The organism is Effusibacillus consociatus, assembly GCF_042652925.1.
GTDB lineage: Bacteria > Bacillota > Bacilli > Tumebacillales > Effusibacillaceae > Effusibacillus > Effusibacillus consociatus.
This window is the reverse complement of sequence record NZ_JBHSHC010000156.1, coordinates 705-25,383: the sequence shown is the minus strand read 5'-3', so window position 1 is coordinate 25,383 and position 24,679 is coordinate 705. Positions and strand designations below refer to the sequence as shown.

General features: G+C 48.6%; 26 protein-coding genes, 2 pseudogenes and 1 riboswitch. Of the genes and pseudogenes, 14 read left to right on the top strand and 14 right to left on the bottom strand.

Going from position 1 to position 24,679, the window contains the following annotated elements:
• The first annotated feature begins 46 nt into the window (after positions 1-46).
• The 3 genes from ACFO8Q_RS23005 (at position 47) to ACFO8Q_RS22995 (ending at position 2,132) form a co-directional block, all read left to right on the top strand.
• On the top strand, positions 47-559 hold the full coding sequence (locus ACFO8Q_RS23005) for a DUF2062 domain-containing protein (RefSeq protein ID WP_380029532.1): 513 nt from the start codon (positions 47-49) through the stop codon (positions 557-559).
• Positions 560-667: 108 nt separating this feature from the next.
• Positions 668-800: riboswitch (cyclic di-AMP (ydaO/yuaA leader) on the top strand.
• Positions 800-1,675: a C40 family peptidase gene (locus tag ACFO8Q_RS23000; protein WP_380029530.1), complete on the top strand. Its 876-nt coding sequence runs from the start codon at positions 800-802 to the stop codon at positions 1,673-1,675. Its footprint overlaps the riboswitch before it by 1 nt.
• Before the next feature lie 271 nt (positions 1,676-1,946).
• Entirely contained in the window at positions 1,947-2,132 is a 186-nt protein-coding gene (locus ACFO8Q_RS22995) for a hypothetical protein (protein WP_380029527.1), read from the top strand.
• Between the two features lie 138 nt (positions 2,133-2,270).
• Here the strand turns inward: ACFO8Q_RS22995 and ACFO8Q_RS22990 are convergent, their stop codons facing one another.
• The 5 genes from ACFO8Q_RS22990 to ACFO8Q_RS22970 form a co-directional block, all read right to left on the bottom strand.
• Positions 2,271-3,341 (bottom strand): DUF5667 domain-containing protein, encoded by a 1,071-nt coding sequence (locus ACFO8Q_RS22990; RefSeq protein ID WP_380029525.1) that lies wholly within the window; start codon positions 3,339-3,341, stop codon positions 2,271-2,273.
• 156 nt (positions 3,342-3,497) lie between these two features.
• A complete protein-coding gene (gene aceA, locus ACFO8Q_RS22985) occupies positions 3,498-4,778 on the bottom strand; it encodes an isocitrate lyase (protein ID WP_380029523.1) in 1,281 nt (426 codons plus the stop codon).
• 168 nt (positions 4,779-4,946) lie between these two features.
• Positions 4,947-5,486: a spore coat protein GerQ gene (gene gerQ, locus ACFO8Q_RS22980; RefSeq protein ID WP_380029521.1), complete on the bottom strand. Its 540-nt coding sequence runs from the start codon at positions 5,484-5,486 to the stop codon at positions 4,947-4,949.
• A gap of 13 nt (positions 5,487-5,499) precedes the next feature.
• Entirely contained in the window at positions 5,500-5,925 is a 426-nt protein-coding gene (locus tag ACFO8Q_RS22975; RefSeq protein WP_380029519.1) for a cell wall hydrolase, read from the bottom strand.
• Between the two features lie 146 nt (positions 5,926-6,071).
• Positions 6,072-7,247 carry a M20 family metallopeptidase gene (locus ACFO8Q_RS22970; RefSeq protein WP_380029517.1) on the bottom strand — a complete coding sequence of 392 codons (1,176 nt, stop codon included), beginning with the start codon at positions 7,245-7,247 and terminating at the stop codon, positions 6,072-6,074.
• A gap of 159 nt (positions 7,248-7,406) precedes the next feature.
• Between ACFO8Q_RS22970 and ACFO8Q_RS22965 the strand changes: the two genes are divergently transcribed.
• The gene (locus tag ACFO8Q_RS22965; protein WP_380029515.1) at positions 7,407-7,802 is read left to right on the top strand and encodes a hypothetical protein; all 396 of its coding nucleotides are present in this window, start codon (positions 7,407-7,409) and stop codon (positions 7,800-7,802) included.
• Between the two features lie 32 nt (positions 7,803-7,834).
• Here ACFO8Q_RS22965 and ACFO8Q_RS22960 read toward each other — a convergent pair whose 3' ends face one another.
• Positions 7,835-8,437 (bottom strand): hypothetical protein, encoded by a 603-nt coding sequence (locus ACFO8Q_RS22960; RefSeq protein WP_380029513.1) that lies wholly within the window; start codon positions 8,435-8,437, stop codon positions 7,835-7,837.
• Positions 8,438-8,615: 178 nt separating this feature from the next.
• On the opposite strand from ACFO8Q_RS22960, the gene ACFO8Q_RS22955 reads away from it, so the two are divergent.
• From ACFO8Q_RS22955 to ACFO8Q_RS22935, 5 genes are all read left to right on the top strand, one after another.
• Positions 8,616-8,792 carry a hypothetical protein gene (locus tag ACFO8Q_RS22955; protein WP_380029511.1) on the top strand — a complete coding sequence of 59 codons (177 nt, stop codon included), beginning with the start codon at positions 8,616-8,618 and terminating at the stop codon, positions 8,790-8,792.
• Positions 8,793-9,191: 399 nt separating this feature from the next.
• Complete coding sequence (locus tag ACFO8Q_RS22950) at positions 9,192-9,317, top strand: hypothetical protein (RefSeq protein ID WP_380029509.1); 126 nt, start codon at positions 9,192-9,194, stop codon at positions 9,315-9,317.
• 262 nt (positions 9,318-9,579) lie between these two features.
• Positions 9,580-10,320, top strand: coding sequence for a (Fe-S)-binding protein (locus ACFO8Q_RS22945; protein WP_380029507.1), 741 nt, complete (start codon positions 9,580-9,582; stop codon positions 10,318-10,320).
• Positions 10,317-11,786, top strand: coding sequence for a LutB/LldF family L-lactate oxidation iron-sulfur protein (locus ACFO8Q_RS22940; RefSeq protein WP_380029505.1), 1,470 nt, complete (start codon positions 10,317-10,319; stop codon positions 11,784-11,786). The genes ACFO8Q_RS22945 and ACFO8Q_RS22940 overlap by 4 nt, the downstream gene beginning before the upstream one ends.
• Positions 11,779-12,477 carry a LutC/YkgG family protein gene (locus ACFO8Q_RS22935; RefSeq protein ID WP_380029503.1) on the top strand — a complete coding sequence of 233 codons (699 nt, stop codon included), beginning with the start codon at positions 11,779-11,781 and terminating at the stop codon, positions 12,475-12,477. Before ACFO8Q_RS22940 ends, ACFO8Q_RS22935 begins: the two co-directional genes overlap by 8 nt.
• Positions 12,478-12,838: 361 nt before the next feature.
• Here ACFO8Q_RS22935 and ACFO8Q_RS22930 read toward each other — a convergent pair whose 3' ends face one another.
• From ACFO8Q_RS22930 to ACFO8Q_RS22895, 8 genes and pseudogenes are all read right to left on the bottom strand, one after another.
• Complete coding sequence (locus tag ACFO8Q_RS22930) at positions 12,839-13,426, bottom strand: zinc ribbon domain-containing protein (protein WP_380029501.1); 588 nt, start codon at positions 13,424-13,426, stop codon at positions 12,839-12,841.
• A complete protein-coding gene (locus ACFO8Q_RS22925) occupies positions 13,393-14,295 on the bottom strand; it encodes a hypothetical protein (RefSeq protein ID WP_380029499.1) in 903 nt (300 codons plus the stop codon). The genes ACFO8Q_RS22930 and ACFO8Q_RS22925 overlap by 34 nt, the downstream gene beginning before the upstream one ends.
• 28 nt (positions 14,296-14,323) lie before the next feature.
• Positions 14,324-14,540: pseudogene (locus ACFO8Q_RS22920) on the bottom strand (transposase); the annotation flags it as partial.
• 69 nt (positions 14,541-14,609) lie between these two features.
• Positions 14,610-14,768 (bottom strand): annotated as a pseudogene (locus ACFO8Q_RS22915) (CocE/NonD family hydrolase); the annotation flags it as partial.
• Between the two features lie 15 nt (positions 14,769-14,783).
• Positions 14,784-15,191 (bottom strand): SIR2 family NAD-dependent protein deacylase, encoded by a 408-nt coding sequence (locus ACFO8Q_RS22910; RefSeq protein ID WP_380029497.1) that lies wholly within the window; start codon positions 15,189-15,191, stop codon positions 14,784-14,786.
• 2 nt (positions 15,192-15,193) lie between these two features.
• Complete coding sequence (locus ACFO8Q_RS22905; protein ID WP_380029495.1) at positions 15,194-15,469, bottom strand: hypothetical protein; 276 nt, start codon at positions 15,467-15,469, stop codon at positions 15,194-15,196.
• A 412-nt stretch (positions 15,470-15,881) separates the two neighbouring features.
• On the bottom strand, positions 15,882-17,069 hold the full coding sequence (locus ACFO8Q_RS22900) for a pyridoxal phosphate-dependent aminotransferase (RefSeq protein WP_380029493.1): 1,188 nt from the start codon (positions 17,067-17,069) through the stop codon (positions 15,882-15,884).
• A 101-nt stretch (positions 17,070-17,170) separates the two neighbouring features.
• A complete protein-coding gene (locus tag ACFO8Q_RS22895) occupies positions 17,171-19,261 on the bottom strand; it encodes a transglycosylase domain-containing protein (RefSeq protein WP_380029491.1) in 2,091 nt (696 codons plus the stop codon).
• Positions 19,262-19,501: 240 nt separating this feature from the next.
• Between ACFO8Q_RS22895 and speE the strand changes: the two genes are divergently transcribed.
• From speE to ACFO8Q_RS22870, 5 genes are all read left to right on the top strand, one after another.
• The gene (gene speE / locus ACFO8Q_RS22890; protein ID WP_380029489.1) at positions 19,502-20,335 is read left to right on the top strand and encodes a polyamine aminopropyltransferase; all 834 of its coding nucleotides are present in this window, start codon (positions 19,502-19,504) and stop codon (positions 20,333-20,335) included.
• 28 nt (positions 20,336-20,363) lie between these two features.
• Positions 20,364-21,233 carry an agmatinase gene (speB, locus tag ACFO8Q_RS22885; RefSeq protein WP_380029547.1) on the top strand — a complete coding sequence of 290 codons (870 nt, stop codon included), beginning with the start codon at positions 20,364-20,366 and terminating at the stop codon, positions 21,231-21,233.
• A gap of 323 nt (positions 21,234-21,556) precedes the next feature.
• Positions 21,557-22,231 (top strand): winged helix-turn-helix domain-containing protein, encoded by a 675-nt coding sequence (locus ACFO8Q_RS22880; protein ID WP_380029486.1) that lies wholly within the window; start codon positions 21,557-21,559, stop codon positions 22,229-22,231.
• Between the two features lie 275 nt (positions 22,232-22,506).
• On the top strand, positions 22,507-23,814 hold the full coding sequence (locus tag ACFO8Q_RS22875; RefSeq protein ID WP_380029484.1) for a peptidoglycan DD-metalloendopeptidase family protein: 1,308 nt from the start codon (positions 22,507-22,509) through the stop codon (positions 23,812-23,814).
• Positions 23,815-23,833: 19 nt separating this feature from the next.
• Positions 23,834-24,475, top strand: coding sequence for a hypothetical protein (locus ACFO8Q_RS22870; RefSeq protein ID WP_380029482.1), 642 nt, complete (start codon positions 23,834-23,836; stop codon positions 24,473-24,475).
• Positions 24,476-24,679 lie beyond the last annotated feature (204 nt).

Genomic DNA, 24,679 nt, shown 5'->3' with positions numbered 1-24,679 from the left:
CCGCTTATTCTAATAGAAGAGATTGAACACCTGAGGAGATGCCGACATGAGCAAATCGAAAGCCCTTACGATGAAGCGTCTTGGACGATCCATGAAATATCAATACGTCAAATTGCTTCGGTCGCCCGGCGGTGCAAAAAAAGTGGCGATGGGGTTCGCGATTGGCTTTGGCCTTGAGTTTATGGTCATCTCCACAGCGATGTTGGTTTATATTATTTTTTACCCTTTGGTGCGGGTGGCTCGCGGGTCGATGCCCGCTGCGATTATCGGCCATGTGATTGGGAAACTCACGTTTCTTCCGATTCCGATGTTAGGGCTTGGAAAATGTCTTGGTGATTTGATTCTGCCTTTCCATATCCACATGCCTGCCTGGCTGCCCGGCTGGTTGGAAGGTTTCCTGAATGTTCAACTGAAGACATTGATCGGAATGACTTTGATATCTACTGCACTCGGGATTCTCACTTACCCTATTGTGTATTATCTGTATGAAGCCAATCGAAAGCGGCGAGCCGAGAAACTGGCTCGCAAGCTCCTGCAGGTACAAGATAACGGACAATAAGAAGATGGCGTAATGCTCAATGCATTGCGCTTTTTTTGATGCTTTTTTACCACAAATTGGACGGTTTTCAGGGAGAGGAAAAGCGCGGTTTTTGTCGAATTGAGAGAGAAGCAAAAACAGCCGAATCCGGCTTAAGGCCGGTACGGGGGACATTTTTTATGGGGTGAATTGCAGGTTTCTGCATAGGGTGACCTCAACCCGAATCCGTCAACTAACCTCGGAGGCTCAAGGAGGAACAGCATGAATAAGATTGTCAAAACCCTCATGATCGCGGGAGCCTTCTCCGTGACTACTTTCCTATCCTCAAATGCAGGTGTGGCGGAAGCTGCAGCTGTCAGTCCTGTCAACGTCCAAGTGGACACTCAACTCATTCAATTTCCTGATGCGCAGCCTTTTATTGATGAAAACCGGCGCACCCAGGTCCCGGTTCGATTCGTATCCGAAAAGCTCGGATATGCAGTCAATTGGGTGAACCAAGGAGAAACAGCGAAAGTCACTATTCAGAATGCAAACAACGTAATTGTGCTGAGGACGGGTGACAACCGAGTGACGGTGAACGGAAGAACCGTGGCACTGGATACCCAAGTAGCGCTTATACAGAACCGGACCTATGTTCCGCTGCGCTTCATCGCCGAAACATTAGGATCGAAAGTGCAGTGGGATGAAAATAGCCTGACTGCGATTGTCAATACCGGCAAAAACGGAGGAGCTGCGATTCAACCTGTACTTGCTTCCCGATCCGGCATGCCTGTGGTACAGAAATCGTACGCAGCCGTAGCCGACACAGCACGGAAATATGTGGGGGTACCTTATGCTTGGGGCGGGACAAGCCCTTCCGGATTTGACTGTTCCGGGTTCGTACAATATGTTTTCGCTCAGCACGGGGTTCAATTGCCGCGAACGGCAGCTGAAATGTATAAGGTAGGAACTCCGGTTACCAACCTGCAGCCAGGAGATCTCGTGTTCCATACGACATATGCTCCGGGAGCATCCCATGTGAGCATTTACTTGGGCAATAACCAATTCATTTCGGCGACCAGTTCATACGGAGTGAAGATCGTACCGATGGACAACCCTTACTGGGGACCACGCTATCTAGGCGCAAAACGCTTATAGGACGGAAGAAAAAAGAGGCCCAAGCATCTGCTTGGGCCTAAAAACGAATCTACGGCTCTCAAAATACGGGGAAAGAGGAAGAGAAACAAGCAAGTTCAGTATATGGCTTAAACATGAGGATACTTTGAGGAAACCGTGATCCGTTTTTTAAAAAAGATTTAAAAATCCGTGATCACCTATTTGAGAATCTCGCCTCCACTACAATACCAGAATACGGACAGGCTTTACCCGCGTAATTATAAGTATCTCGAAGACTGGTTAGAGGAGGTGGATGGATTTGCTCAAACACCCGTTTCTGGTCTCCACATTTTTACTTGTGTTCGCGGTGCTGGCCGTACCTCCGTTGTTGAAGAACATCCGAGAAAGGCGATTTTTTCTGTCTCTGTTGTTGGCCGTTACTGGTATCGCCTTCCTCTGGGCTGCGTGGCTTGCTGCACATAGTCCGCTTACTTGGTAGCCGCTTGCTCTTTTTTTCTTCAAGGATTTTCTCAGTTCCTCTCCAGTGGATTTCCGTTGAATAAATTGCGAGGATTACTTAAAAAAGCACCCTTCAAGCCTCCAGAGGAGGACTCGAACGGTGCTTTCTTATTTCCCGCTATTCTTGTTTGCCTTGCTCTTGCTTGCCGTGTTCTTGTTTGCCTTGCTCTTGCTTGCCGTGTTCTTGTTTGCCTTTTTCCTGCTTCTCAGGTTTCTTTTCTTCCTGCTTGGTGTGTCCCAAGGGCAAGCCGTTGTCCACTTTCACTTTGACGCCAGCTTCGTCAAGCGCCGGTACTTCAACCTGTGTCTTCGTCTCAACTTTTGTCGCTTTTGCGTCCGTTGTGGCAGCCGTGTTCGTGCTGTTTCCAGTGGTAGAAGTGGTAGTCGAAGCTGTTGTTGTGCTTGCTGCTTCAGGCTGAACCGGTGCAGGTGTTGCAGTCGCAGGAACGATAGTTGTTTTGATCGACATCTTGACCTTCAATTTTTCTTCTTGCTTTGCAATGGCGTTTTCAATGCCTTTTTTACCCTGCTCCGGCACTTTTTTCAACACTGCTTTCAAGACTACGAGCGAATGTTTTTCCACTTGAACAGCCGCTTCTTCTTTTTGCTCAATTTCGGTTGTCGCCTCGGTGTCCTGCTCTTTTTCAGCTTCCAATTTCGCTTCTTTCAACGCTTCCTGAGCTCTTTCAAGAGCTTCGTTGATCGCTTCGATCAGCATATCGTTGTACTCGGTTTTTCCGTTTTGGTTGAGGACTTCCAGTTGACCGATTTTATCGTTTGCCTGCTGGGTCAGAAGATCCGCTTTTGCCTTGTCATCAAATGTAAACACCAGTTTGATTTTGATAACCAGTTCCTTCAGCTTGTAAACGAAGGAATCCGGATTTACTGCCTCAACAGTAGTGGTTGAGTTGGTGCTGGTGGTAGAAGAAGAAGTCCCGTTTGTGCTGTCGGTTGTTGTGGCAGCTGTTGTGCTTGCGGTCTCAGTTGTTGTGTTTGTGTTAGCTGTTGCAGTTGTGTCTGCAGTTGTGGTGCTTCCCGTTGTGTTCGTGCTAGCGGTGGCAGTGTCAGTTGTTGCAGAAACAGATGTGTCAGCAGCCGCAGAAGTTGGTGCAGTTTCTTCTGCAAGTACCGGTACAGACCCGGCCATCAAGGTTAATGCGAGTGTGGCAGATGCGATTTTCTTTTTCATGTTGTATCATCCTTTCATGTATCGTCTATACCCTGACCCCTATGTCACAATCATTCGAGAGGGGGGTTCATTTTCTGTCCCATCACACACAAAAAAGCATCTTTCGAGTCCACGAGGGGGTGAGACTCGAAAGATGCTATCTGGTTGATCCGAAGATTATACAGTGGTGAACTGTTCTTCTTCGGTAGAACCCGTAAGAGCTGTGGTGGAGGAGTTTCCTCCGGAAATAACTTGCGATACCTCATCGAAATAGCCGGTACCAACTTCACGTTGATGACGGGTAGCCGTGTAGCCTCTAACTTCTGCTTCGAATTCGGCAGCTTGCAGTTCTGCGTATGCAGACATACCGCGATCTCTGTATCCGTCAGCCAATTGGAACATGCTGAAGTTGAGAGTATGGAAACCGGCGAGGGTAATGAATTGAAACTTGTAGCCCATTTCGCCGAGTTCGTATTGGAACTTCGCAATGGTTTCGTCGTCGAGCTTCTTCTTCCAGTTGAAGGACGGCGAACAGTTGTAAGCAAGCAGTTTGCCTGGGTATTTCGCATGAATTGCTTCCGCGAAACGTCTTGCTTCGTCCAGGTTCGGTTCAGATGTTTCACACCAGATCAGGTCACAATAAGGTGCGTATGCAAGACCGCGTGCAATTGCTTGGTCAAGACCTGCTTTCACTCGGAAGAATCCTTCAGATGTGCGTTCCCCCGTGATGAACTCCTGGTCACGCGGATCAACGTCGCTGGTCAACAAGTTTGCCGCATTCGCGTCTGTACGTGCGATTACGATCGTCGGAACGCCCGTTACGTCAGCAGCCAGACGTGCAGCAACCAGGTTGCGGATCGCAGCTTGGGTCGGGATGAGAACTTTTCCACCCATGTGTCCGCACTTCTTCTCAGAGGCGAGCTGGTCTTCGAAGTGAACGCCTGCAGCACCCGCTTCGATCATGCCTTTCATAAGTTCAAACACGTTCAGCGGACCACCGAATCCGGCTTCTGCATCGGCAACGATTGGAGCAAACCAGTGGATATCTCCTTTTCCTTCCGAGTGTTGAATCTGGTCTGCACGCTGAAGCGCTTGGTTGATACGCTTAACAACATGAGGAACGCTGTTTGCCGGATACAAACTCTGGTCCGGATACATTTGTCCTGAAAGGTTTGCATCGGCAGCCACTTGCCAGCCGCTCAAGTAAATCGCTTTCAAACCAGCCTTCACCTGCTGAACAGCCTGGTTACCGGTCAACGCGCCAAGCGCATGTACATGGTGCTCGGTGTGCAGAAGATCCCACAAGCGCTCTGCACCCATGCGAGCGAGTGTGTGTTCAATCTGTACAGAACCGCGCAGACGGATAACATCTTCCGCCGTATACGGACGCTCTACACCTTTAAAACGATCCGATTTCCAAAACTCTTCAAGTTTTTTGATTTCCTGTTCCCGTGACATGATTCCCTCTCCTCCTCAAATTTGTCCTTTATTGTATTATATAACAGATTTATATTTATGTGTGTACTATAACACAGATAAGTTTGTCTGACAATACACTTTTATTAAAATTTTTAACAAGAAAAAACACCCGGATTGCATCCGAGTGTTGGTTTGGGGGAGTCTTTATCATGGTTTCTTTTTCCCACGGGAAAGGGTTTCCGCTTCAGACGTCCTGGAAACTCCGGTTGTGAGCTCCTGTTGAACCAAAGGAGGCAGTGTGGGTGGAATATAAGCGAGCGGTTCGTCAAATTCAACGTAATCAAGGTTTACCATCAAGAGAAGGTACCGCTTGCCTGTTTGCGGATCACTGATGATGATGTGGTCCCGACCTGCTGTTTCGACACGTCCCCGATATATTTTCGCATTCCACTGGGTGTTGTTTTCATAAGTGAAATAGAAGGTCCCGATCTTGCCGCGGTTAAAGCGCAGTATGTTCTCAATGTAGGATTCTTCCGCAGTGGGTACAGCGGGTGCTTCGGGCGCCATTGGCAGAGGGAATGGACCGCCGCTTGGAGTCGGAACAGTAGGCACTTGGGTTCCGGCAGGATATTGAGGATAGCCGAATTGGGTGGTGTCAGGCGTCATGCCGGGCTGCATCATCCCGGCTTGCGGGAACATTCCATAAGGATAGCTGATTTGTCTGTAATCAGGTGTCCAGTAATACAAGTTCTTCACTCCTTTAATAAACTCTTGGACAATCTCTTCTTGACGGTACATAGAAACAGTGCGCTTTGTATCTCCCAACGTGGCGCTGATTATACCAGGTAGGCGGACAGCCCCGTCTGCCCGGATCAAAAAACCACAAAGAGTTGGTGGCCGGATGCTGTCGCTCTCCATGTACCACTCGCCGGGCCAGTCGGATATCCTTTTCTCTGGCACGTTGGTAGAAGTATCCTTTCGTGGTAGCTTCAAAACCTCCCGGTCGTTGGAACACCATTTGGGGAATTGTCCGGATCCCTTTAAAATCCAGACAATTGCTCTTGACCCGGTTGACGCCTGTATTGCCAACCATCAGCATTCCGAGTTTGCCTTCTCCTTCGGCCTCCGCTCGCATTAGCCGTCCCAAAATCTTTAAATGCTCAGAAGTGGCTTTGATAACGGCCATACATTCACCTCGCCCAATTTTCAAACTACAATACCAATGTATTTTCAAATCGAATAATGGGAACTTGCCCAGCGCCCAAAATTTTGTGCAATGGGGAGGTTGCAAACGAGCAATAAATGTAAAAAAACCCCGTGATCGGGGTTTTTCTATGCCAATAACTTGAACGCCGCATGAACAAAAACCTTAATTCCATTCTCCAGCGCATCCTCATCGATTGTAAAGCGCGGATGATGGTGAGGATAGACAATTCCCTTTTCCCGGTTGCCTGCTCCAGTAAAGAAGTAAGAGCCGGGTGTTTTTTGCTGGAAAGCGGAAAAATCTTCCCCTGCCATAATGGGCTTGGCCGGATCAAGAGCTTCCTCGCCGAAGATTTGACGGACGGTTTCTTCTATGACCTGCGTAACCTCATCGTCGTTAATTACAGGACGGTATCCTTCTTCGTATTGAAACGTATAGGCAGCACCGTGAGCTTCCGTTATCCCTTTGATGATTCGTTCCATAAGTGCGGGAACCTCGGCCCGCAATTGAGGGGTAAAGCTGCGAACAGTTCCGGTAATTTCCACAGAACCCGGTATTACGTTATGGGTGGTGCCCCCGATAAATTGCGTAATGGACAGAACAAGCGGTTCGAGTGGATCGGTGTTGCGTGACACGATGTGCTGCAGGTTTGTTACGACCTGGGCGCCGACGGCAATCGAATCGATCGCTTGATGAGGGAGAGCCGCATGTCCCCCTTTGCCATGAATCGTAATGCTGAAAACATCCGGCGCTGCCATCATCGGTCCGGAGATTACCCCGAATTTCCCCGTTTCCATCGGGGACCACAGGTGGGTCCCGATTATCAAATCGACACCGTCCATGACTCCGGCGCGAACCATTTCTTCTGCACCGCCTGGCGTAAGTTCTTCCGCATGCTGAAACAAGAAGCGGATCTCCCCGTGAATCTGTTCTTTCATAGCGGACAGAATCTTGGCGGTGCCAAGCAGCATCGACGTATGGCCGTCATGTCCGCATGCGTGCATTACACCGGGATTGTTGGATACAAATTCGAACTGATTCTCCTCCTGAATCGGCAGGGCGTCCATGTCGGCTCTTATGGCGAGCACTTTGCCGGGATTCTTGCCGATCAGGCGGGCCATCACGCTGGTAGGGGTGGGTCGGGACAGTTCGAGAGTACCGAATGATGCCAAGGTATCGTAGACGAACTGGGCCGTTTTTGCCTCCTGATAAGACAGCTCCGGATTTTGATGAAGATACCGCCTCCAGCGAATGACCTCGTCTCTTATGTCTGACACCAGTTGGTTCAGAGTTTCCGTGTTCATGACATTTCCCTCCCCAGCATTTTCTTTACTATATCATTATTTTTTATGGGGTTGGGCCTAATTTTTTCACATGGGTGGGCGGATATAAGGGTCGAAGCCTCCGGTTCGCGTGTACTATGTATTGATATCCCAAGATCTAGGCGAACAGGAGGTTTTAACGTGACGAAGAAGTCTCGTAAGGAGAACGCGAAAGCATCGCAGCAGAAACCCCAGCAGCAGAAAGCCCCTCAACAACAGCCGGTCAATCCGATGGATGTTCTTAAAGAGAAATTTTCTCAAGCAAATAAAGGCGGGCTCCTGGATGCACTGAATCAGGTAAAGAACACAAAACCGGATGAATGGAAAAACCCGGACACTGTTAAGGATCTTGCGAAAAAGCTCGCAGGTTCGCTGAACCTGAAAGTAAGTGAAGAGCGTCTGGACCAGTTCATGAAGGCGTATAAGGATGCAACGAAAGGCGGGCAACCGGAAGATCCGGAACAACTTATCAAGAAATATGGGCAGGGAAAAATCGATCCGGATTCGATGAACGATATTAAAAAATTTCTCAAGTAAGAAAAAAGGCTGCGACGATCTCGCAGTCTTTTTTAGCCTTGATTTGGATATTGACCGGGTCCGGGCGGATACCAACCAGGACCTGGGGGGAGATATTGCCCGGGATTCTGAGGGGGCATCCCATATCCCGGCATATAGCCTGGCCACGAATGGACATTCGGCTGCTGGGGATTGTGGGCTTCGATTCCCGGTTGCTTATTGGCAGGGGGGAGTTCCTGCTTCGGGGCTTCCGGAGCCGGTTTTTGTTCTGCCGGTTGTTCCGGGGCGGCCTCTGAGGAAGATCCCCCTTTGAAAAATTGTTCGGCAAGCGGCGTATTCATAAATGCAAACAAGAGACTGGTCAGATCCCCGGTTGACAATCCTTTTCCTTTTGTCTGGATGATCTTTTTCAAAAGTCCGGTTTCGTTCAAACTGTTCGACGCTATAAACAGCGTGTCAAGCAGCCGATCCGCTTGCTGCAGGTATTTAATGCAATTCTTACACATCGTCCGCAGACTTCCCAAATTTTCCAGTGAGAGAACGGTAGAGGGCAGCGAATTGGCGGGAGAAGAAGTATTTTTACGCCCGGGGTTCGGTTTGCGTCCCTCCGATTTTTTACGTGTCGGGTGTGAGGACTTCGATCTACGCTTATCCAAGCAGGCACCTCCTCATTGCGAAGGGATCCTAGACAATCGCCCTTACTTCATCGTATGGAATTGGGCGCATGAGAGTGTGTAAAATGCCCCAGAATGGGCACATTAGGGGTATGATTTCTTGGCGGGGTGATGAGTTGTGGTGCAATCCCTATACAGTAAGCACGGAGGAGTCCATTTTTTGAAAAAGGCAAGTCCCGAAGAAATTAACAATTTTGTGTCGGGGCTGCCGGATACAAAGAAGGACAGTTTGTTTGAGGTTCTTGGCGAATTGGACAAAGCCGGTCTCATCTCGATCGTCAATGACGGCAAGTTTGCCGACGGCGAGGGGAGGCTGGAAGGAAGTGACGTATGCTGAATGACGCCCTGTCAAAAGGGCGCCTTTTTTTATGTGCAAAAAACGATTTGGGATTCCGCTTCCGCTTGACTTTCCGGGCGAACGGCAAAATAGACCTTTATCCCGGGACATTCGTCCGTTGCGACCGCCATTGGTTCTGAATTAACTGTACCAGGTGGAACGATTTCCCCAACCTGGCCTGCAGGTGCTTGACCGATACTGAAAAAGGGAGGTGTCCCCATTGTACGCAATCTTTGGCGGTTTCACACGTTGGGCGGTTGTATTTCTTATCATCTTCGTTCTGTTCATTCTCCTCATCCCCGGAACCTACTAAGCCAAACAAAGCCGCAAGAGAGAAGTAGGTGGGGTTCCGCAGGGTTCCTCGAATTGAAAAGAAGTTAGAGGAAGGGGGGACTTCAAATGGATGGATATGGAGTATTCGGCGGTTACACACGTTGGGCGGTTGTATTCCTGATCATCTTCGTGCTGTTCATTCTTTTGATCCCTGACACAACTGCGGTTTGCAAAACAGGACCCGCCTGTTGATAAAAGAATCAATTGCCGTAGAGGGGGTGAAATCAATGGTAGGAATCTTTGGTGGATTTACTCGTTGGGCTGTGGTATTCCTGATTATCTTTGTTTTGTTTATCCTCCTCGTGCCTGGCACCTATTAATTTTCTACCCGGGAGCGTAGAGCAGATTTTTTTGCTTTGCGCTCCTAAGTTTTTCTAAATCATCTGGTCATCATACCTCTTTCCCGAAATTTGCGTTATACTAGTGACAAATGGGAAGGGGGCAGGAGGTTTAGATGAAGGCGTCATTGTTTATTACGTGCTTGGCCGATTCGTTTTATCCGAATGTGGGAGAGAGTACGGTACGTTTGTTGGATCATTTGGGGGTACGGGTGGATTTTCCGGATGGGCAAACCTGCTGCGGACAGCCCGCATTCAATTCGGGGTATCGGGAAGAAGCTAAGAATGTTGCCAAGACGATGATCGAAGCTTTCGAGCATAGTGAGTATGTCGTGGGGCCGTCCGGCTCATGTGTAGGAATGGTTCACCATTACTATCCGCTTTTGTTTGAGGGGGATACAAAGTGGGAGGAACGGGCCAGAAAGTTTGTGGACAAGACCTATGAATTGTCACAATTTATTGTCAATATCCTTGGGAAAACGGACCTTGGCGCGCGTGCGGAAGCAACGGCAACCTATCACCCCTCCTGCCATGCCATGCGTTTGATGGGGATCACGCACGAGCCTTTGCAGCTGCTGAAACATGTGAAGGGACTTGATTTGGTGGATCTTCCTTTTGCGGAAGACTGCTGTGGGTTTGGCGGAACGTTTGCCGTAAAAATGCATGAGGTATCGGGAGCAATGGTCGCGGAGAAAGCCCAGCATGTGCAGGAAACGAAAGCGGAGATTCTGCTCGGAACGGACATGGGCTGCTTGATGAATATAGGGGGACGCTTGCGTTATGAAGGAGCGCCTGTGCAAGTGATGCACGTAGCCGAGCTTCTGTGGCAAGGTGTAAGGGAAGGGGTGGGATCATGAGTGTCAAAGCGGCAGTACCCTTGAAAAAACGAATTCGACATGCGATTGCGGACGAGACGCTGATAGCGGCGGTCAAGAAAACAACCGACCGCCTGGAAAGCGGCAAATTGAGCTCGAGCGCCGCGCTCGGAAACTGGGAACAATGGCGGGAGCAGGGAAGCCGCATCCGATCTCACGTGGTGGAGCATCTGGATTATTATCTGGGGCAGTTAATCGACAATGTCAAAAAGCGCGGGGGTCATGTACATATTGCTGATTCTGCGCAAGAAGCGGTCCGAATTTTTCTGCAGATCGCGAAAGAGAAAGAGGCGAAAAGCGTTCTGAAGTCGAAGTCTATGGTTTCAGAAGAAGTACATTTGAACAAAGCGCTTGAAGATATCGGGGTGAAGGTCGTTGAAAGCGACCTTGGGGAGTATATCATCCAACTGTTCGGCGAGGCGCCCTCTCATATCATTGTGCCTGCCATTCATAAGAATCGCCATCAGATCGCGGACAAATTTTCCGAAATCAGTGGCGAGAAGATATCGCAAGATACGCCGACGTTGACAGCGTTTGCCCGGCAACAGTTGCGAAAAGAGTTCCTGGAAGCGGATATAGGAGTATCCGGCTGCAACTTTGCAATTGCAGAGTCCGGTTCTGTCGTGATGTTTACAAACGAAGGAAATGGCCGCATGATCACCACCTTGCCGCCGGTCCACGTGGCATTCATGGGGATGGAGCGCTTGCTGCCATCGTTTGAAGACCTTGAAACGTTTGTCAATTTGCTGCCGCGAAGCGCTACCGGGCAAAAAATTACCACCTATGTGTCGGTAATCAACGGGGCTCGCCACGAAGGGGATCTTGACGGGGCCCAGGAATTTCATTTGATTATCGTGGATAACGGGCGAAGCAACATTCTGGGGGATGAAGAGTTTCAAGAGGTCTTGAACTGTATCCGCTGCGGGGCGTGTTTAAACGTCTGCCCGGTGTATCGCCATATTGGAGGTCATGCGTATGGAGATGTGTATCCGGGCCCGATCGGGGCGGTGATCACTCCGCTGCTGCGCGACGACATGGAGGAGTGGGGGGACCTGCCGTACGCTTCAAGCCTTTGCGGCGCTTGCACGGAGGCTTGCCCTGTGAAGATTCCGCTGCACGATATGCTCGTTCATCTCCGTGCCCGGAAAGTAAAATTGGGTCTCACACCGGGCTGGGAACGGATGGCGTTTAAAGCTTGGAGCGGCACGTTTGCGAAAGCCGGGCGCTATCGGTTATCAATGAAGGCCGCCCAGCTCATGATTCCGTTTCTGGCAAAGGAAGGGTTTATTGAAAAAGGGCCGCTCAACATGATGGGATGGACACATGCCCGTCATTTCCCGTCACCCGCGAAAAAGACATTCCGTGAGGAGTGGGGCCGGATTCAACAGGATTTGCGCTCCGGCGAGGGTGACTCCACCGGCGGAGAAGGGGGCGATTGCCATGAGTAATGAGCAGAAGGAGCAAGCACTTTTGCAGAGGATCGCCAACCGGTTGGGGCGGAAGGAGCCTTTGACGGAAAAGCCAAAGCGCGAGGTTGTGGGAGCGCCTGATTTTTGGCGTGAGTTTCAGCTGTCCGGCGAGGAGAAAATCGAACGGTTCTGCGAAAGCTGGCGAGCGCTAACCGGGGTGGCGGAAGTTGTCGGGTCGGAAGAGGAAGCGCTTGCAGTGCTGCGGCGCTGGTTGGAAGAAGAGAATCTCAAGCGGGTGATTCGCTGGGATCATCCGGCTTTGGAGCAGATGGGGATCGATCAGGCTTTGGGGAAGAATGGGATCATTGTGGATGTATGGGGACGCGGAGAACAGCGTTCCATGAAAGAAATTGCAAGCGAGGCCGAAGCGGGCATCACCTGGGTGGATTACGCTGTTGCAGATACAGGCACGCTGTGCTTGTTCTCTTCAAGGGGAAAAGCCCGATCGGTAAGTCTGCTGCCGCCGGTTCATATTTCGATTTTCCGGGCGGAGCAGCTGGTCACCCGAATTGGAGAAGTCATGGTCAAGATCGACCAGATGAACAGGGAAAATGGGCTCCCCGCAGGGATCAACTTCATCACCGGTCCATCCCGCAGCGCGGATATCGAGAATGACCTGTCGATTGGAGTGCACGGTCCGAAGAAAGTGTTTGCGTTGATTATCAGGTAGTAAGCAAAAAGTAGCCACCGCCCAAGGTCCCAAACTTAAAAGGTGGCTGCTTTCGTCTTGGTTTAGCCATACATATGGTTAACAACAGTTCTTCCTCCAGATTCAATTTTCTCTACCCGGGTATGAGGGGCAAAATAATAGCCGACGGATATTTCTCGCTGTGGTAGATCGTCTGTTCGGCAGCCACCATGTCAGCGGTTTGGCCCAGAGAAGCACCTGTGTTTAGATTGCGCTGAACCTCCCCACGGCTGTGAGCCGGGGGGTTCTAAATGCCTATACCCTTGCACTCTCGTTGGCTCTCGCGCTGGGCTTTGCCCTTGCTACATCATCCAACGCCTAATGCGCAGGCAGGAATTCTTTCTCAGACGACCCGCTCTGACTCCGGAACACCGAAGGAGGAAAGCATCTGCCTTCCACTTGCAGGTTGGTTGATTGCCTGTCTCCAAGCCGTCTGCAGGAGCGGTTCTGCACCTGACCAAGACTCGTATGCCTCAGTGACTTGGAGGACGTTGTCTTTCACATGGCGGGCCAGAAACGCGCTAAACAAGTCTCGTTGCGCGATCACACCGCACGTGCAGGCGTGAACGCGTTCGGATAACCGTTTTTTGCGTCTTCGCCCACAAATACAAACTTGGGAAAGGGCGGTTGTACGTGTCGGGAATTCATCGACGTACCCGCCAGCACTCTCAGCCTTGCGGGTTACTATCGACAAAAAGGTCCGCGGTGCACGAACGGAAACCGATTTTCCGTACATCTTCTGAAACGACTGATAGCTCAGTTTTTCCGTGTGGATGTGAATTCCTATTGCAATCACTTGATTGGCCAGTTGACCGTGGAGCGTTTTCCGATGCGCGGTTTCGCGCCGAAACAGTTCCGCCAGTTGTGCTTGTGTTTTCTGTTGATGACGGCTCTTGTTTACAGGACGCTTGCCTTTGATTGCCCGACCCAACTCATCAAAGCAATCCGGGTATTGGCGCGGCGCTGCCGATCCTGCTTCCGTTGCAAACGCCGAATTTCCTTATGGCTCCGCGCCACTTCTTCGCAGAACATCGTAAGCGTTGCGGTAGTATCCCCCACAATCGCAATGGTAGATGGCCCAATATCCAATCCGACCGTTTCTGTACCGATCGAACGTTGAGGCTTTTGATACGCTGACCCTTCGCAAACCAGTTGTGCATAGTACCTTGTCTTCCCACGAACAGTGCGACGCACGAGACGAACGTATTTCACTTTGCTGTTGAGGCCGTGCAGGATGACCGGATCCTGGGCAACACATTTCCGCATCGGAAGAGTAAGCCCGTCCCATTTCAGGTGATCGGTTCGCCAGCGAAGAATGGCATCATTGCTTTTCCCTTCGATGCTGTGCAGGCCGCGTTTGCTTTTGAAACGGACTTTTTTGGCTTTGCCAAAGGATACCTGACTGGCAGCCGTAAACGCTCGGGTCGCCAGCTTCTGTGCCAGGTGCGATCCCACATGATGACCAAGCCAGGACTGTCGCAAAACGGTTGCATATTGTGACAACTGATATTCCGTAAACCCAAACTGTAACCGGACAGCGTGAAAAGCCGCACGTCGTTCCTCTTTCTGGTCATGCGGGATGGCTTTCGCCGATTGATACTCTTTGGATTGCTGCATCAAGCGAAGCCGTTTCATCGCTTCACAAAGCAAAGCGTTATACATGTGTCTTGCCGCCTCAAAGCGAGTGTTCAAAACCCGTTCTTGCTTGCGTGTGACGACTAACGGAATCTCACATACAAAAGAGGGCGTCTTGCGTTTAGACATGCTTTTGGTTTTCGATGTACTGCTTGATAACCGCAAGGGGGGCACCTCCTACAGTGGAAACAAAATACGAATTTGTCCAAAGTGTTGGCAACCGTCTCTTTAACCACCGGCATGACTTCCATTTCAATGATTTCAGCCCGGCGTTCATCGGCAACTTCTCGGATGATTTCCTTCAACCGTTCATCCACCCCGTTGAGCAAGACCTTGCGGCGATATTTTGAACACCAGACAACATGATATTTGCATGAGTAGACAATGTTATGATTGGTTTTATATTCCATAAAAAGATTATACAGGACTTAACTATATAACACAATGAACCGGAAGATCAAACCGCCTTATCCCCATAGCTAAAGCCCGGGGCTTGCGGCGGAAGGACTTGGGTCAGAGTCGCCCCGGCCGCGCACATCCATTACGATGCAGGCGTAGCCGTGAGAAGCAAAGTAACTCGCGTTATCGTGAATGTCCGTTCGGGTTTTCAAATAAGGGGTTCGCACCACGATGGCCGGATATCGGCCTTCGTCCTAGGGACGGTAAATGTCGGCAGATAAGGTAATGCCATCACGCATCGGGATTCGTACATCCCGGTCGATTCGAACCTCCATTGAATCCCGGCCTCCTTGGTGCAATCCGTCTACATTCTGAGTAGCCACGCATTGGATCAGTCCGCGGCGCTCCCATTCCGCCAAGATATGGTGGCCTTGATGGGGGGACATTTGTTCGAGCGCTTCAATCCGTCTGCTGTAAAACTCATGAAACAACGAGTAGTTGTCATGGAGTGCCTCAACGGTTGCCACCGTTCGCCGGTCAATGTTTCGCCACCAACCGTTTTGGGAGCGAAAATCGGGAATGCCGCTTTCCGTTGACATCCCGGCTCCCGTGAGAATCACGGTATAAGAGGATTCTCTTATCCACTTTGCCAGTTGATCCATATTCAACATCCGCCTCCATCACCGCCACCGCCACCGCCGTCAGACCCTCCTCCGAAACCGCCGCTATCGGACCAACCGCCACCCGACCAACCGCCGTCCCCACCCGATCCTTTCGACCGGGTACCGTCGTCATCCCAGAAACCGATCGATTCAGAGGTCCCGCCAACAAAATGGTCGCTGCTTCTTCGAGAAGAGCGGTTTCTTTGATTGAAACCAGTAGATATACCTATAATAGCCAGCACAATGGAGATCACAATTAAAATGACGATAAAAGTCAAGGTAGGCCCCCTCCTTTATAGATCCAGTATACAACAATTCGGAAATTTATGGAAATCAAAAAATCTTCACGCCCATGTCCTTTAACAAAGACAATGCATGATTCAGGACGTCAGGATTAAACCCAAAGATTCCGAATGCAGCACGGAAATCCATGGATAAAAATCAGAAGTGGCAGAAGAAATCTTCCGCCAATACACGACAAAAGACAGCCATTTCGGCTGTCTTTTTGATCGTAAGTGGAAGGTATAAATTGTGCAATTTCTAAGGATAAAAATGGCCTGCCCTACGCGGCCGCCGAGTAACGCATTGCTTGAGCGGAGAAATTTGAGGGGATAATTTCAACAGACCGAAACACTTCAAGTTCTGCACCTCAAAAGTGAATCCGTTTCCTTATGGCAGCGTGGCTGTTTATTATTCAACTTCTTTCAGGAAAGATTCCAAGCGATCCATCGCTTTCGCCAGGTTCTCGTCTGACACGGCGTAGGAGATTCGAATGTTGTTCGGAGCACCGAATCCTTCGCCCGGAACAAGGGCGATGTTTGCTTTTTCAAGCAGCAGGGCGGCGAATGTGTTTGCCGAATCGATCTTGGTGCCTTGATAAGATTTTCCGATAATGTCTGAAACGTTAGGGAACACGTAGAACGCACCCTGCGGACGGATGCATGTAATCAGAGGCATCTCATTCAGCCTACTCAACACATAATCAAGCCGCTTGCGAAATACTTCGATGGCTTGAGGATCAAAGCAGTCAAGAGCTTTAACGGCAGCTTTCTGTGAAATCGAAGCCGGATTGGATGTGGTTTGGCTTTGGAAACTGGTCATTGCTTTTACGATCGGACGATCTGCGGCAATGTATCCAACCCGCCAACCGGTCATCGCAAACGCCTTGGATAACCCGTTCACCACCAGGGTACGCTTCTTCATTGCTTCCGAAACGGAAGCAATCGAGATTTGCTCCACTCCGTAGACCATTTTTTCATAAATCTCGTCGGAGATCACATAAAAATCATGCTGTTCGATAACTTCCGCCAATGCTTTCAGTTCTTCCGGAGAGTAAACGGCTCCCGTCGGGTTGCTCGGCGAGTTCAGCAGCAGCGCTTTTGTTTTTGGAGTGATCGCTTTCTTAAGCATTTCCGGAGTGATCTTGAAGCCTGTTGATTCGTCGGTAGAAATAATCACTGGTTCTGCCTCGGCTAGGCGAATCATTTCCGGATAGCTGACCCAATAAGGAGCCGGAACGATCACCTCGTCGCCGGGGTTGCAGAGTGCCATAAACGCATTGTAAAGAGAATGTTTGGCCCCATTGGAGACGATAATGTCCTCTATTTCATAGTCGAGACCGTTTTCTTCTTTCAGTTTCTTGGCTATCGCTTTCCGCAGATCGTTGATCCCCGGAACCGCTGTGTATTTTGTGAAACCTGCTTGAATTGCCTCAATCCCGGCCTGGCAAGCGGGGGCCGGTGTTCCGAAATCCGGTTCGCCAACGCTGAGATTCACGATGTCTACGCCTTGTGCGACCAGTTCTTTCGTTTTGGAATCGATGGCCAGAGTCGGTGATGGTGCGATCGCCTTGATCCGATCAGATAATCCAAACGCCATAAGGTTTCCCTCCATATCCCTTTTCCCTGATATACAGTCATCATTCTTAGATGTACAGTCATTATTCTAACGATACTTTAAGGATAGGGGGGAGTCAACTATCAGTTTGCATCACCGCGAAACCATTTCCAAAATTTCTTCACGCCCGACTCACCCGTATCCTTCTTACTGTTCGACGATCCCGAGGACGGATGCTCCGTGCATTCCTGGTAAGGCTCCGTTCCAATCCGGAAAAATTCGCGCTGCACCTGAGGGCAATTTTTGGATGCCAGCATTCCGGTGGTCGGATCAATATTGAGTTCCAACAGCCCTTCCGGTCGGGCAAAATCGCTGGCTGGGGTATTCTCCAGTGCATTTTTCATGAAGTCGCCCCAGATCTGGGCTGCCGAATAAGATTCTGTTGAGTTCAAAAACTGGTCTTTGTCGTAGCCAACCCAAACAACGGTCACCAGATTTGGCGAGAAACCAGCCATCCAAGCGTCTGTGTCGGTCGTACCCGTTTTGCCGGCAACAACCCGGTTGGCTACGGTCGGAGCGATCCGGGCAGCAGTGCCGCCTTGATCGAAAATGCTTTTCATCATATCGGTCAGAATGAATACATTCTGGGGATCCGCAGCTTTTTGTGCATCAAGATCCCGGCCATAGATCTCCCGTCCGTAAGCGTTGGTAATCTGTTGGATCGCTGTCGGCTCGAGAAGAGTTCCGCCATTCGCCAGTGCCGCATAAGCACGGGCCAGTTCCATCGGCGATACGGGAAAGACACCGAGCGCCAGCGACGGGTACGGCTTCAGCTCACTTGCGATCCCGAATCTTTTGGCGGTTTCCACCACACGCTGCGGGGTTACCTCCAAGGCTGTCGCCACGGCGTAGATGTTATCCGATTTTTTGATCGCCTCGCGCATGCCAATATAGTCATGTGCATATTGATCGTTGAAATTTTTCACTGTGTACATCTGGTCTTTCTCATATGTGAAGGTGGTCGGTTCACTCTTCACCATTTTGGACGGAGTGGCCCCCGCCTCAAGGGCGGCAAGGTAAACAAACGGTTTGAATGCAGATCCGGGCTGCCGCTTGGCTGTCACACGGTTAAAAGGAGATTGGTTAAAATCCCTGCCCCCGACCATCGCCTTGATATGTCCTGTTTTGGGGTCGATTGCAATCAGAGATGCCTGAAGGCCCGGTGCTGCCGGAAGAAATTTCTGGATGGCCGCTTCCGCCGCTTTTTGCATATTCAGATCGATTGTGGTGTGCAGGATCATTCCGCTGCTGTAAAGTTCGTCCTCAGGCACTCCGTGCAGGTTGATCGCGGACCAGGTGGCGTACCGTGTGAAGTAGGGGGCCATCCCGCTTTGGATATCCTTTTTTTCGGCGAGTACGATCTTCTGCCGGTATGCGTCATTCGCTTGTTCCTGCGTGATGTAGCCATGGCGAACCATCGCCTCGAGGACCTGCCATTGACGTTCTTTTGCCTTGTTCATGTCCACAAACGGGGAATAGATGCTGGGACCTCTCGGAATTCCAACCAGCATCGCTGACTCCGCCAGTGTCAACTCGGATACATTTTTATTAAAATAGATTTTGGCGGCAGTGCCGATTCCGTTTGCACCGTGTCCGTAATACACCACGTTCAGATACTGTTCGAGAATTTCCTGTTTGGTGTAACGGGTTTCCAGCTTTAAAGTGAGCAATAATTCCGGTATTTTCCGTGTAAAGGTCCGGTCATGGGTTAAGTACAGCACTTTCGCCAACTGCTGTGTAATCGACGAGCCACCTTCGACAATTTCGCCGCTTTTGATATCGACATAAATGGCTCGTGCCAGCCCGCGCAGATTCAAGCCGCTGTGTTGGTAAAATTGGGCGTCTTCGATCGCGATCGTCCCGTTCTGTACATCGGCCGGGATCTCGTTAATCCCGACCTTGATCCTGTTTTGTCCGTTGTTCAAAAGGTCCGCAACCAGTGAACCGTCTGCGGCCACAATGCGGGAATGGGTCGCCAGATCGCTGTCAGGCAGCGGAGAAAATCGGATGTATAGATAGAAAAGGAAACCGGACAGAAAGGTGACCGTGAAAAAATACAGGGCGAGTTTCAGCAAAAGGGCTCTTTTTCGCCGGGCACGGTCATAGTGCACAATGGGGTCGGCCGTTTCGGTTCCTGACCATGTATCTTCCATTAAGTTCGGTTTATCTGACATCGTCACCACGCTCCTCGTGGGGAAATAGACTATCAACCAGTATGGGCAAAATTGCTAGATGATAAACCAAACCGCCCGCGAAAGTGACACCAAGCCACTTTACAAATTGCTACTCGTGTGAGCTTGTTGTATAATAATGCACATTGTGGTTAATGCGATGGGTGATCTCAGGATAGATTTTTCATTGCCGAGGAAACCTGTTTAAGAGTAAGAAGGATAAAGGATAGGGGGAGTACAAGAATGGAACTGTGGTATACGGAGAAACAAACGCAAAACTATGGAATCACAGCGAAAATCAAACAAACATTACATACCGAGAAATCCGAATTTCAAGACATTGATCTGATCGACACCCTGCAGTGGGGGAAAATGCTGGTTCTTGACGGAATGGTCATGACCACTGACAAGGATGAATTCGTTTATCATGAAATGATTTCTCATGTGGCTTTGAACACGCACGAAAACCCGAAAAAAGTCCTTGTCGTTGGCGGCGGAGACGGCGGTGCCATCCGCGAAATCGTGAAACACCCGAGCGTGGAAAAAGCGGTTCTTGCTGAAATCGACGGTCGTGTAATCGAAGTATCCAAGCAGTACCTGCCGGATATTGCGAGCGCACTCACCGGCAATCCGAAAGTGGATGTGCAAGTAATCGATGGGATTAAACACGTAATGGAACATAAGAACGAGTACGACATCATTCTCGTTGACTCGACCGAGCCGGTAGGACCTGCGGTTGGATTGTTTGCGAAAGATTTCTATCAGGGAATTTATGAAGCGTTGAAGGAAGACGGAATTATGGTTGCTCAATCCGAGTCGCCATGGTTCAATCAGGATCTGATTACCCGGGTATATAAGGATATCGCTTCGATTTTCCCGATTGCCCGTTACTACACTTGTTCGATCCCAACCTATCCGTCCGGCCTGTGGAGCTTCACCATGGGATCGAAGAAATATGATCCCTTGCAGGTGGATGAGTCCAAATTGTTTGATCCGCCGGCCACAAAATACTATTCGCCGAAGATTCACAAGTCGATCTTCAACCTGCCGAAATTTGTGGAACAACTTCTGAAGTAGGGGGGCTGCAAAAATGGGCTTTCATCCAATGAAATTCGACCCTGCTTATAACGGCAACGAGTTTATCGGTGCGACTCAAGATTATGAAGCTGCGCGAGCAGTCATCTATGGAATGCCGATGGATTGGACCGTGTCGTTCCGCGGCGGTACTCGCCTCGGACCGGCTCGAGTGCGTGAAGTTTCCATCGGCCTTGAGGAATACAGCCCCTATCTTGATAAGCATCTGGAAGATGTAAAGTACTTTGACGCGGGGGACATTCCGCTTGCTTTCGGAAATCCCGGAAGGTCGATTGAACAGATACAGGAATATGTCGAAAAGATCGTCTCGGATGGGAAGTTTCCATTGGGAATCGGCGGGGAGCACCTCGTTACCTGGGGACCGCTCAAAGCGCTGGCGAAAAAATACCCGGATCTCGTCGTGATTCAAATAGATGCCCATGCGGACCTGCGCGAACAGTATGAGGGAGAGAAATATTCGCACTCTGCGATTATTCGGATGTGTTCCGAGTTTATTAACCCGAAAAATATTTACCAGTTCGGAATTCGCTCGGGTACTCGGGAAGAGTTCAAGTGGGGACGGGAAAATACCAATTTTTATCCGTTCACCGTGTTGGAGCCGTTGAAGAAAGTGCTGCCGGAGTTAAAGGACCGGCCCGTATATGTAACAGTTGATATCGATGTTCTCGACCCTGCATTTGCTCCGGGCACCGGAACGGCAGAACCGGGTGGCATCACCTCGCAGGAACTGCTGCAGTCGATTCATGCGATTGCTGAGGCGGGATTGCATGTAGTTGGTTTTGATATTGTGGAAGTAGCACCCGGCATTGACCCGTCCGAGCTCTCGCAAATCGTTGCGTCGAAAGTCATTCGGGAAGTGCTGTTGGGGTTTGTGAAATAATAATAATAGTAGTTCAGTTCATATAATGAACCTCAAATTTATTTGAGGTTCATTTTTGTTAACAAGATTTTATATGGTATAATTTAGGAAAGGGAACCAGCCGACGATACGGGTTTTTCCGCGATGCACTCCAGTTGCTGTCGTTTCGCCTCCGTTTTTTCCTATCACCCCTTTTCTATCATCTCCGAGCGCGAGTTTCTTCCGACCGGGTAACACTGTGAGATCCTATTGACAGAATATTTAAACCTAAAACGATGCTGCGGATTGAAAATAGAAATGCAGTTTGGTGATGGAATGGAGATTCGAATCAAGGAGAGGGAGTTGTGAAGATCTTTCTAGTTACAGATGAAACGCATTTAAGTTTATTTATGCAAGAATTATTTAAGGGTACCGCAGAAATTCAAGTTTTTCCGGTGAGCAGTTTATTAGATGCCATACATAATGCTTCTCCCGATGCCAAACTAATCATTGGAGTGTTATTACCATCTGAGGATGACTGGGAAAAGTTCCGACAAATTCGGAGTTGTACCTGTTCTTGTTATCTAATGTTAGGAAGAGCAGTTACTTTTGAAGATGTCAAAAGAGCAAACCAGATTGGATTTAAAGAGATACTTATCGACCCGTTCTTATCATTGAAGCCGCTCTTACAAAAAAGCGGTTTTTTGCCCTTTCAAAATCAATCATTCACCGATAGAAATTCCGACTCTCAATTAATTTACCTGGGTCGAAACACTTATTTCCATAGCACCGAACTTTGGGTTGGATGTAACAAGACAAAGAGACCTCTTTCAGAAAGAGAAGCTGATCTATTAAAACTATTTCTTCGTTATGAAGGAAAGGTATTAACCAAAGGTATCATCGCAAAAGAATTATGGAATGATCAGGTGGATCAAGGGGGAATCAGTAAATTGGTGAAACGACTTCGAGAAAAACTGGGAGTGAAAGAGCTTATCGAGGGTAGAAAACAAGGCGGGTATATCTTCAAGGCAGAAAACTAACATATTTATTCACACTTTTCCGCCATTTGGCGGAGTTTTATTTGATTGCTATTACTTTGCTATTACTTTTTCTGTGGTTTGCTATTAGATTGCAATTAACTTGTCCTTGGAAGGAAACTTACAACTCTATATGATTTAAATAGACATCATTATCAGACGAATAATAGGCTCATCACGGACAGGAGAATCAAACAAAATTTAAATGATAGGTTGGTGGTAATCAACAATCGAATTTAAACAATTTTCTAAAACACCCGTTTTTAGGAGGAGACTTTATGAAGGGTAAAATCAACAAGCTATTTTCAACCGGGATTTTAGCTCTAACTCTTTCGTTGGGGATTAGTCCTAGTCCTATCCCAAGTGAATTTAGCCCACCTTTTGCTTCTGCAGCCCCTCAACAAAACTCTAGTTCTTTTTTCGACAACTTTGAACTTGTAACTAGCAATGATGAGAACTATATTTTGCAATTCACAACAGCAAAAGCAGTCAAAGTGAAAGTAAGCTATAGCGAAAAAGATGGTAAGAACATGATTATGCTGGATGGAACAGGACAAGGCTTTAAACAAACGGTTAAATTCGAAGGTCTAAAAGAAAACACCCAATATCAGGCGGTAATTTCAGCCTCAGAAGGTAAAACCACCATGTCGGAGACAATTTACTTCACTGCTTCAAGTGATCCAAAAGTAACTGTCCCAAGTAAAGAGGTCAGTTATTCTATGCCAAAGAGCGAGATAGGAATTGAAAGTCATGATGTTTATGAAAGTGAGTACAATGGTGAGAAAGCATATGCCGATCCCCTGGCGCCTGCGACACCTATGTACGGGCGTATCTCTTGCTCCGCTAGTGATCAAGATTGGTTTAAAATTGATGTAAGCGCCAAAACAAACGGAAAACTTAACGTCTTTCTAGATGTTCCATCAAATAAGGATTATGAGTTGTATTTATATGATGCGAATGGAAATTATTTAGCAAAATCGACAGGTGGTACTGGAGTAGATGAGTTAATTAGTAGATTAGGTACAACTCCTGGTACGTACTATGCCATGGTGTTAGGATTTAATGGTGCTTGTGATGATGTTCAAAATTACATGCTCGTTTGGAGATTCTATCCGGATATAGCATGGCCGGTTCCTGGATCTGACACGATCTCGGATTATTTTGGAACACCCCGTGGATCGACAACCCATAAAGGGCTTGATATTACTTGGTGGTCAAGTGGCGGGAGTACTTGGAAATATGAAATACAAGCTGTTAAGGACGGCTACGTGAGTTATGCCTCTGGATCGACTGCAGATGCAACGGCCGGCTATTATGTAAAAATTGACCACGGCTTATACAATGGGAAGAAGATAATCGCTAGATATCTTCACATGGAGAGCCAACCACTGGTTTCCTCCAATACTAACGTTACTAGGGCGCAAAGACTCGGTTGGATGGGAAATACCGGGGACTCCACTGGGAAACATCTCCACCTAGACTTCTCAGATGGATCTAGTTATTATGATCCTCTCACTTTCTTAGCAAAGCCTCATAGTAATGAAGTTGTTGATTATTGGGAAAAGAACGGCCAATTTAAACAATAATTGATAAGGGGTTGAAACCATGAAAAAAAATCTCGTCATCCCAGTTGTCGTTTCCATGCTTGCCTTGACTGGATGTGGTCAGAATGCTGACCAATCCCCGATCAATACTTCTAAAACCGTTTTACAACAGAATCAACAAACTCAGGGGGGGATTGGGAGTTCCCCGCGTGACGACGCTCCGGTTTCAGAACGGGATAAAAACAATCTACGGTTTAAGGATAATTTGAGACCTCCAACTGCATTTCCAGGCAGTAGCGCATCAGCTGAAGAAGTCTGGAAGTGGGTGAAACAACAGGAACTAACATATATTCAAGGAATGTTAAACCAACAGGAATCATTCAGTGAACAACAAAAAGTGGAGTTGGATAAATGGTTGTCTGACTTCTACGGGGATGAATGGAAAAGTAAACGACTGTCCCGTGCACTCAAGCCTGTAGAAGGCGGATATCGAATTACGAATGACGCCTATGATTTCGTTCCGAATGACTTTATGATTCAAAGTGTCGATAAATTGGCTTTACAAAAATCCAATACCAATCGAATGGTCCTCACAGTCGATCTAACTGTTAAACAAGATCAAAAAGTCCATGTGGTGTATACTATTGGTCAAGAGCAAGGAAAGTGGAAAATTATAGATTACAGTTTTAAGTTGGTTCAATAGCTTTATTTATTACAAATGAGTTCTGCCGCATCCGCCCCGGAATATTCCGGGAACACAATATAGGAAAAAATGCAGAGGAAAACACTACTACTGTCGATTATATTAACCTGAAATATTCACGGAACGACTTTGAACAAATCATGAATCCAATTAGATCAAGGAAAAACGGGGATATGGACGTTCACTTAAAAAGTGCGTAATTCA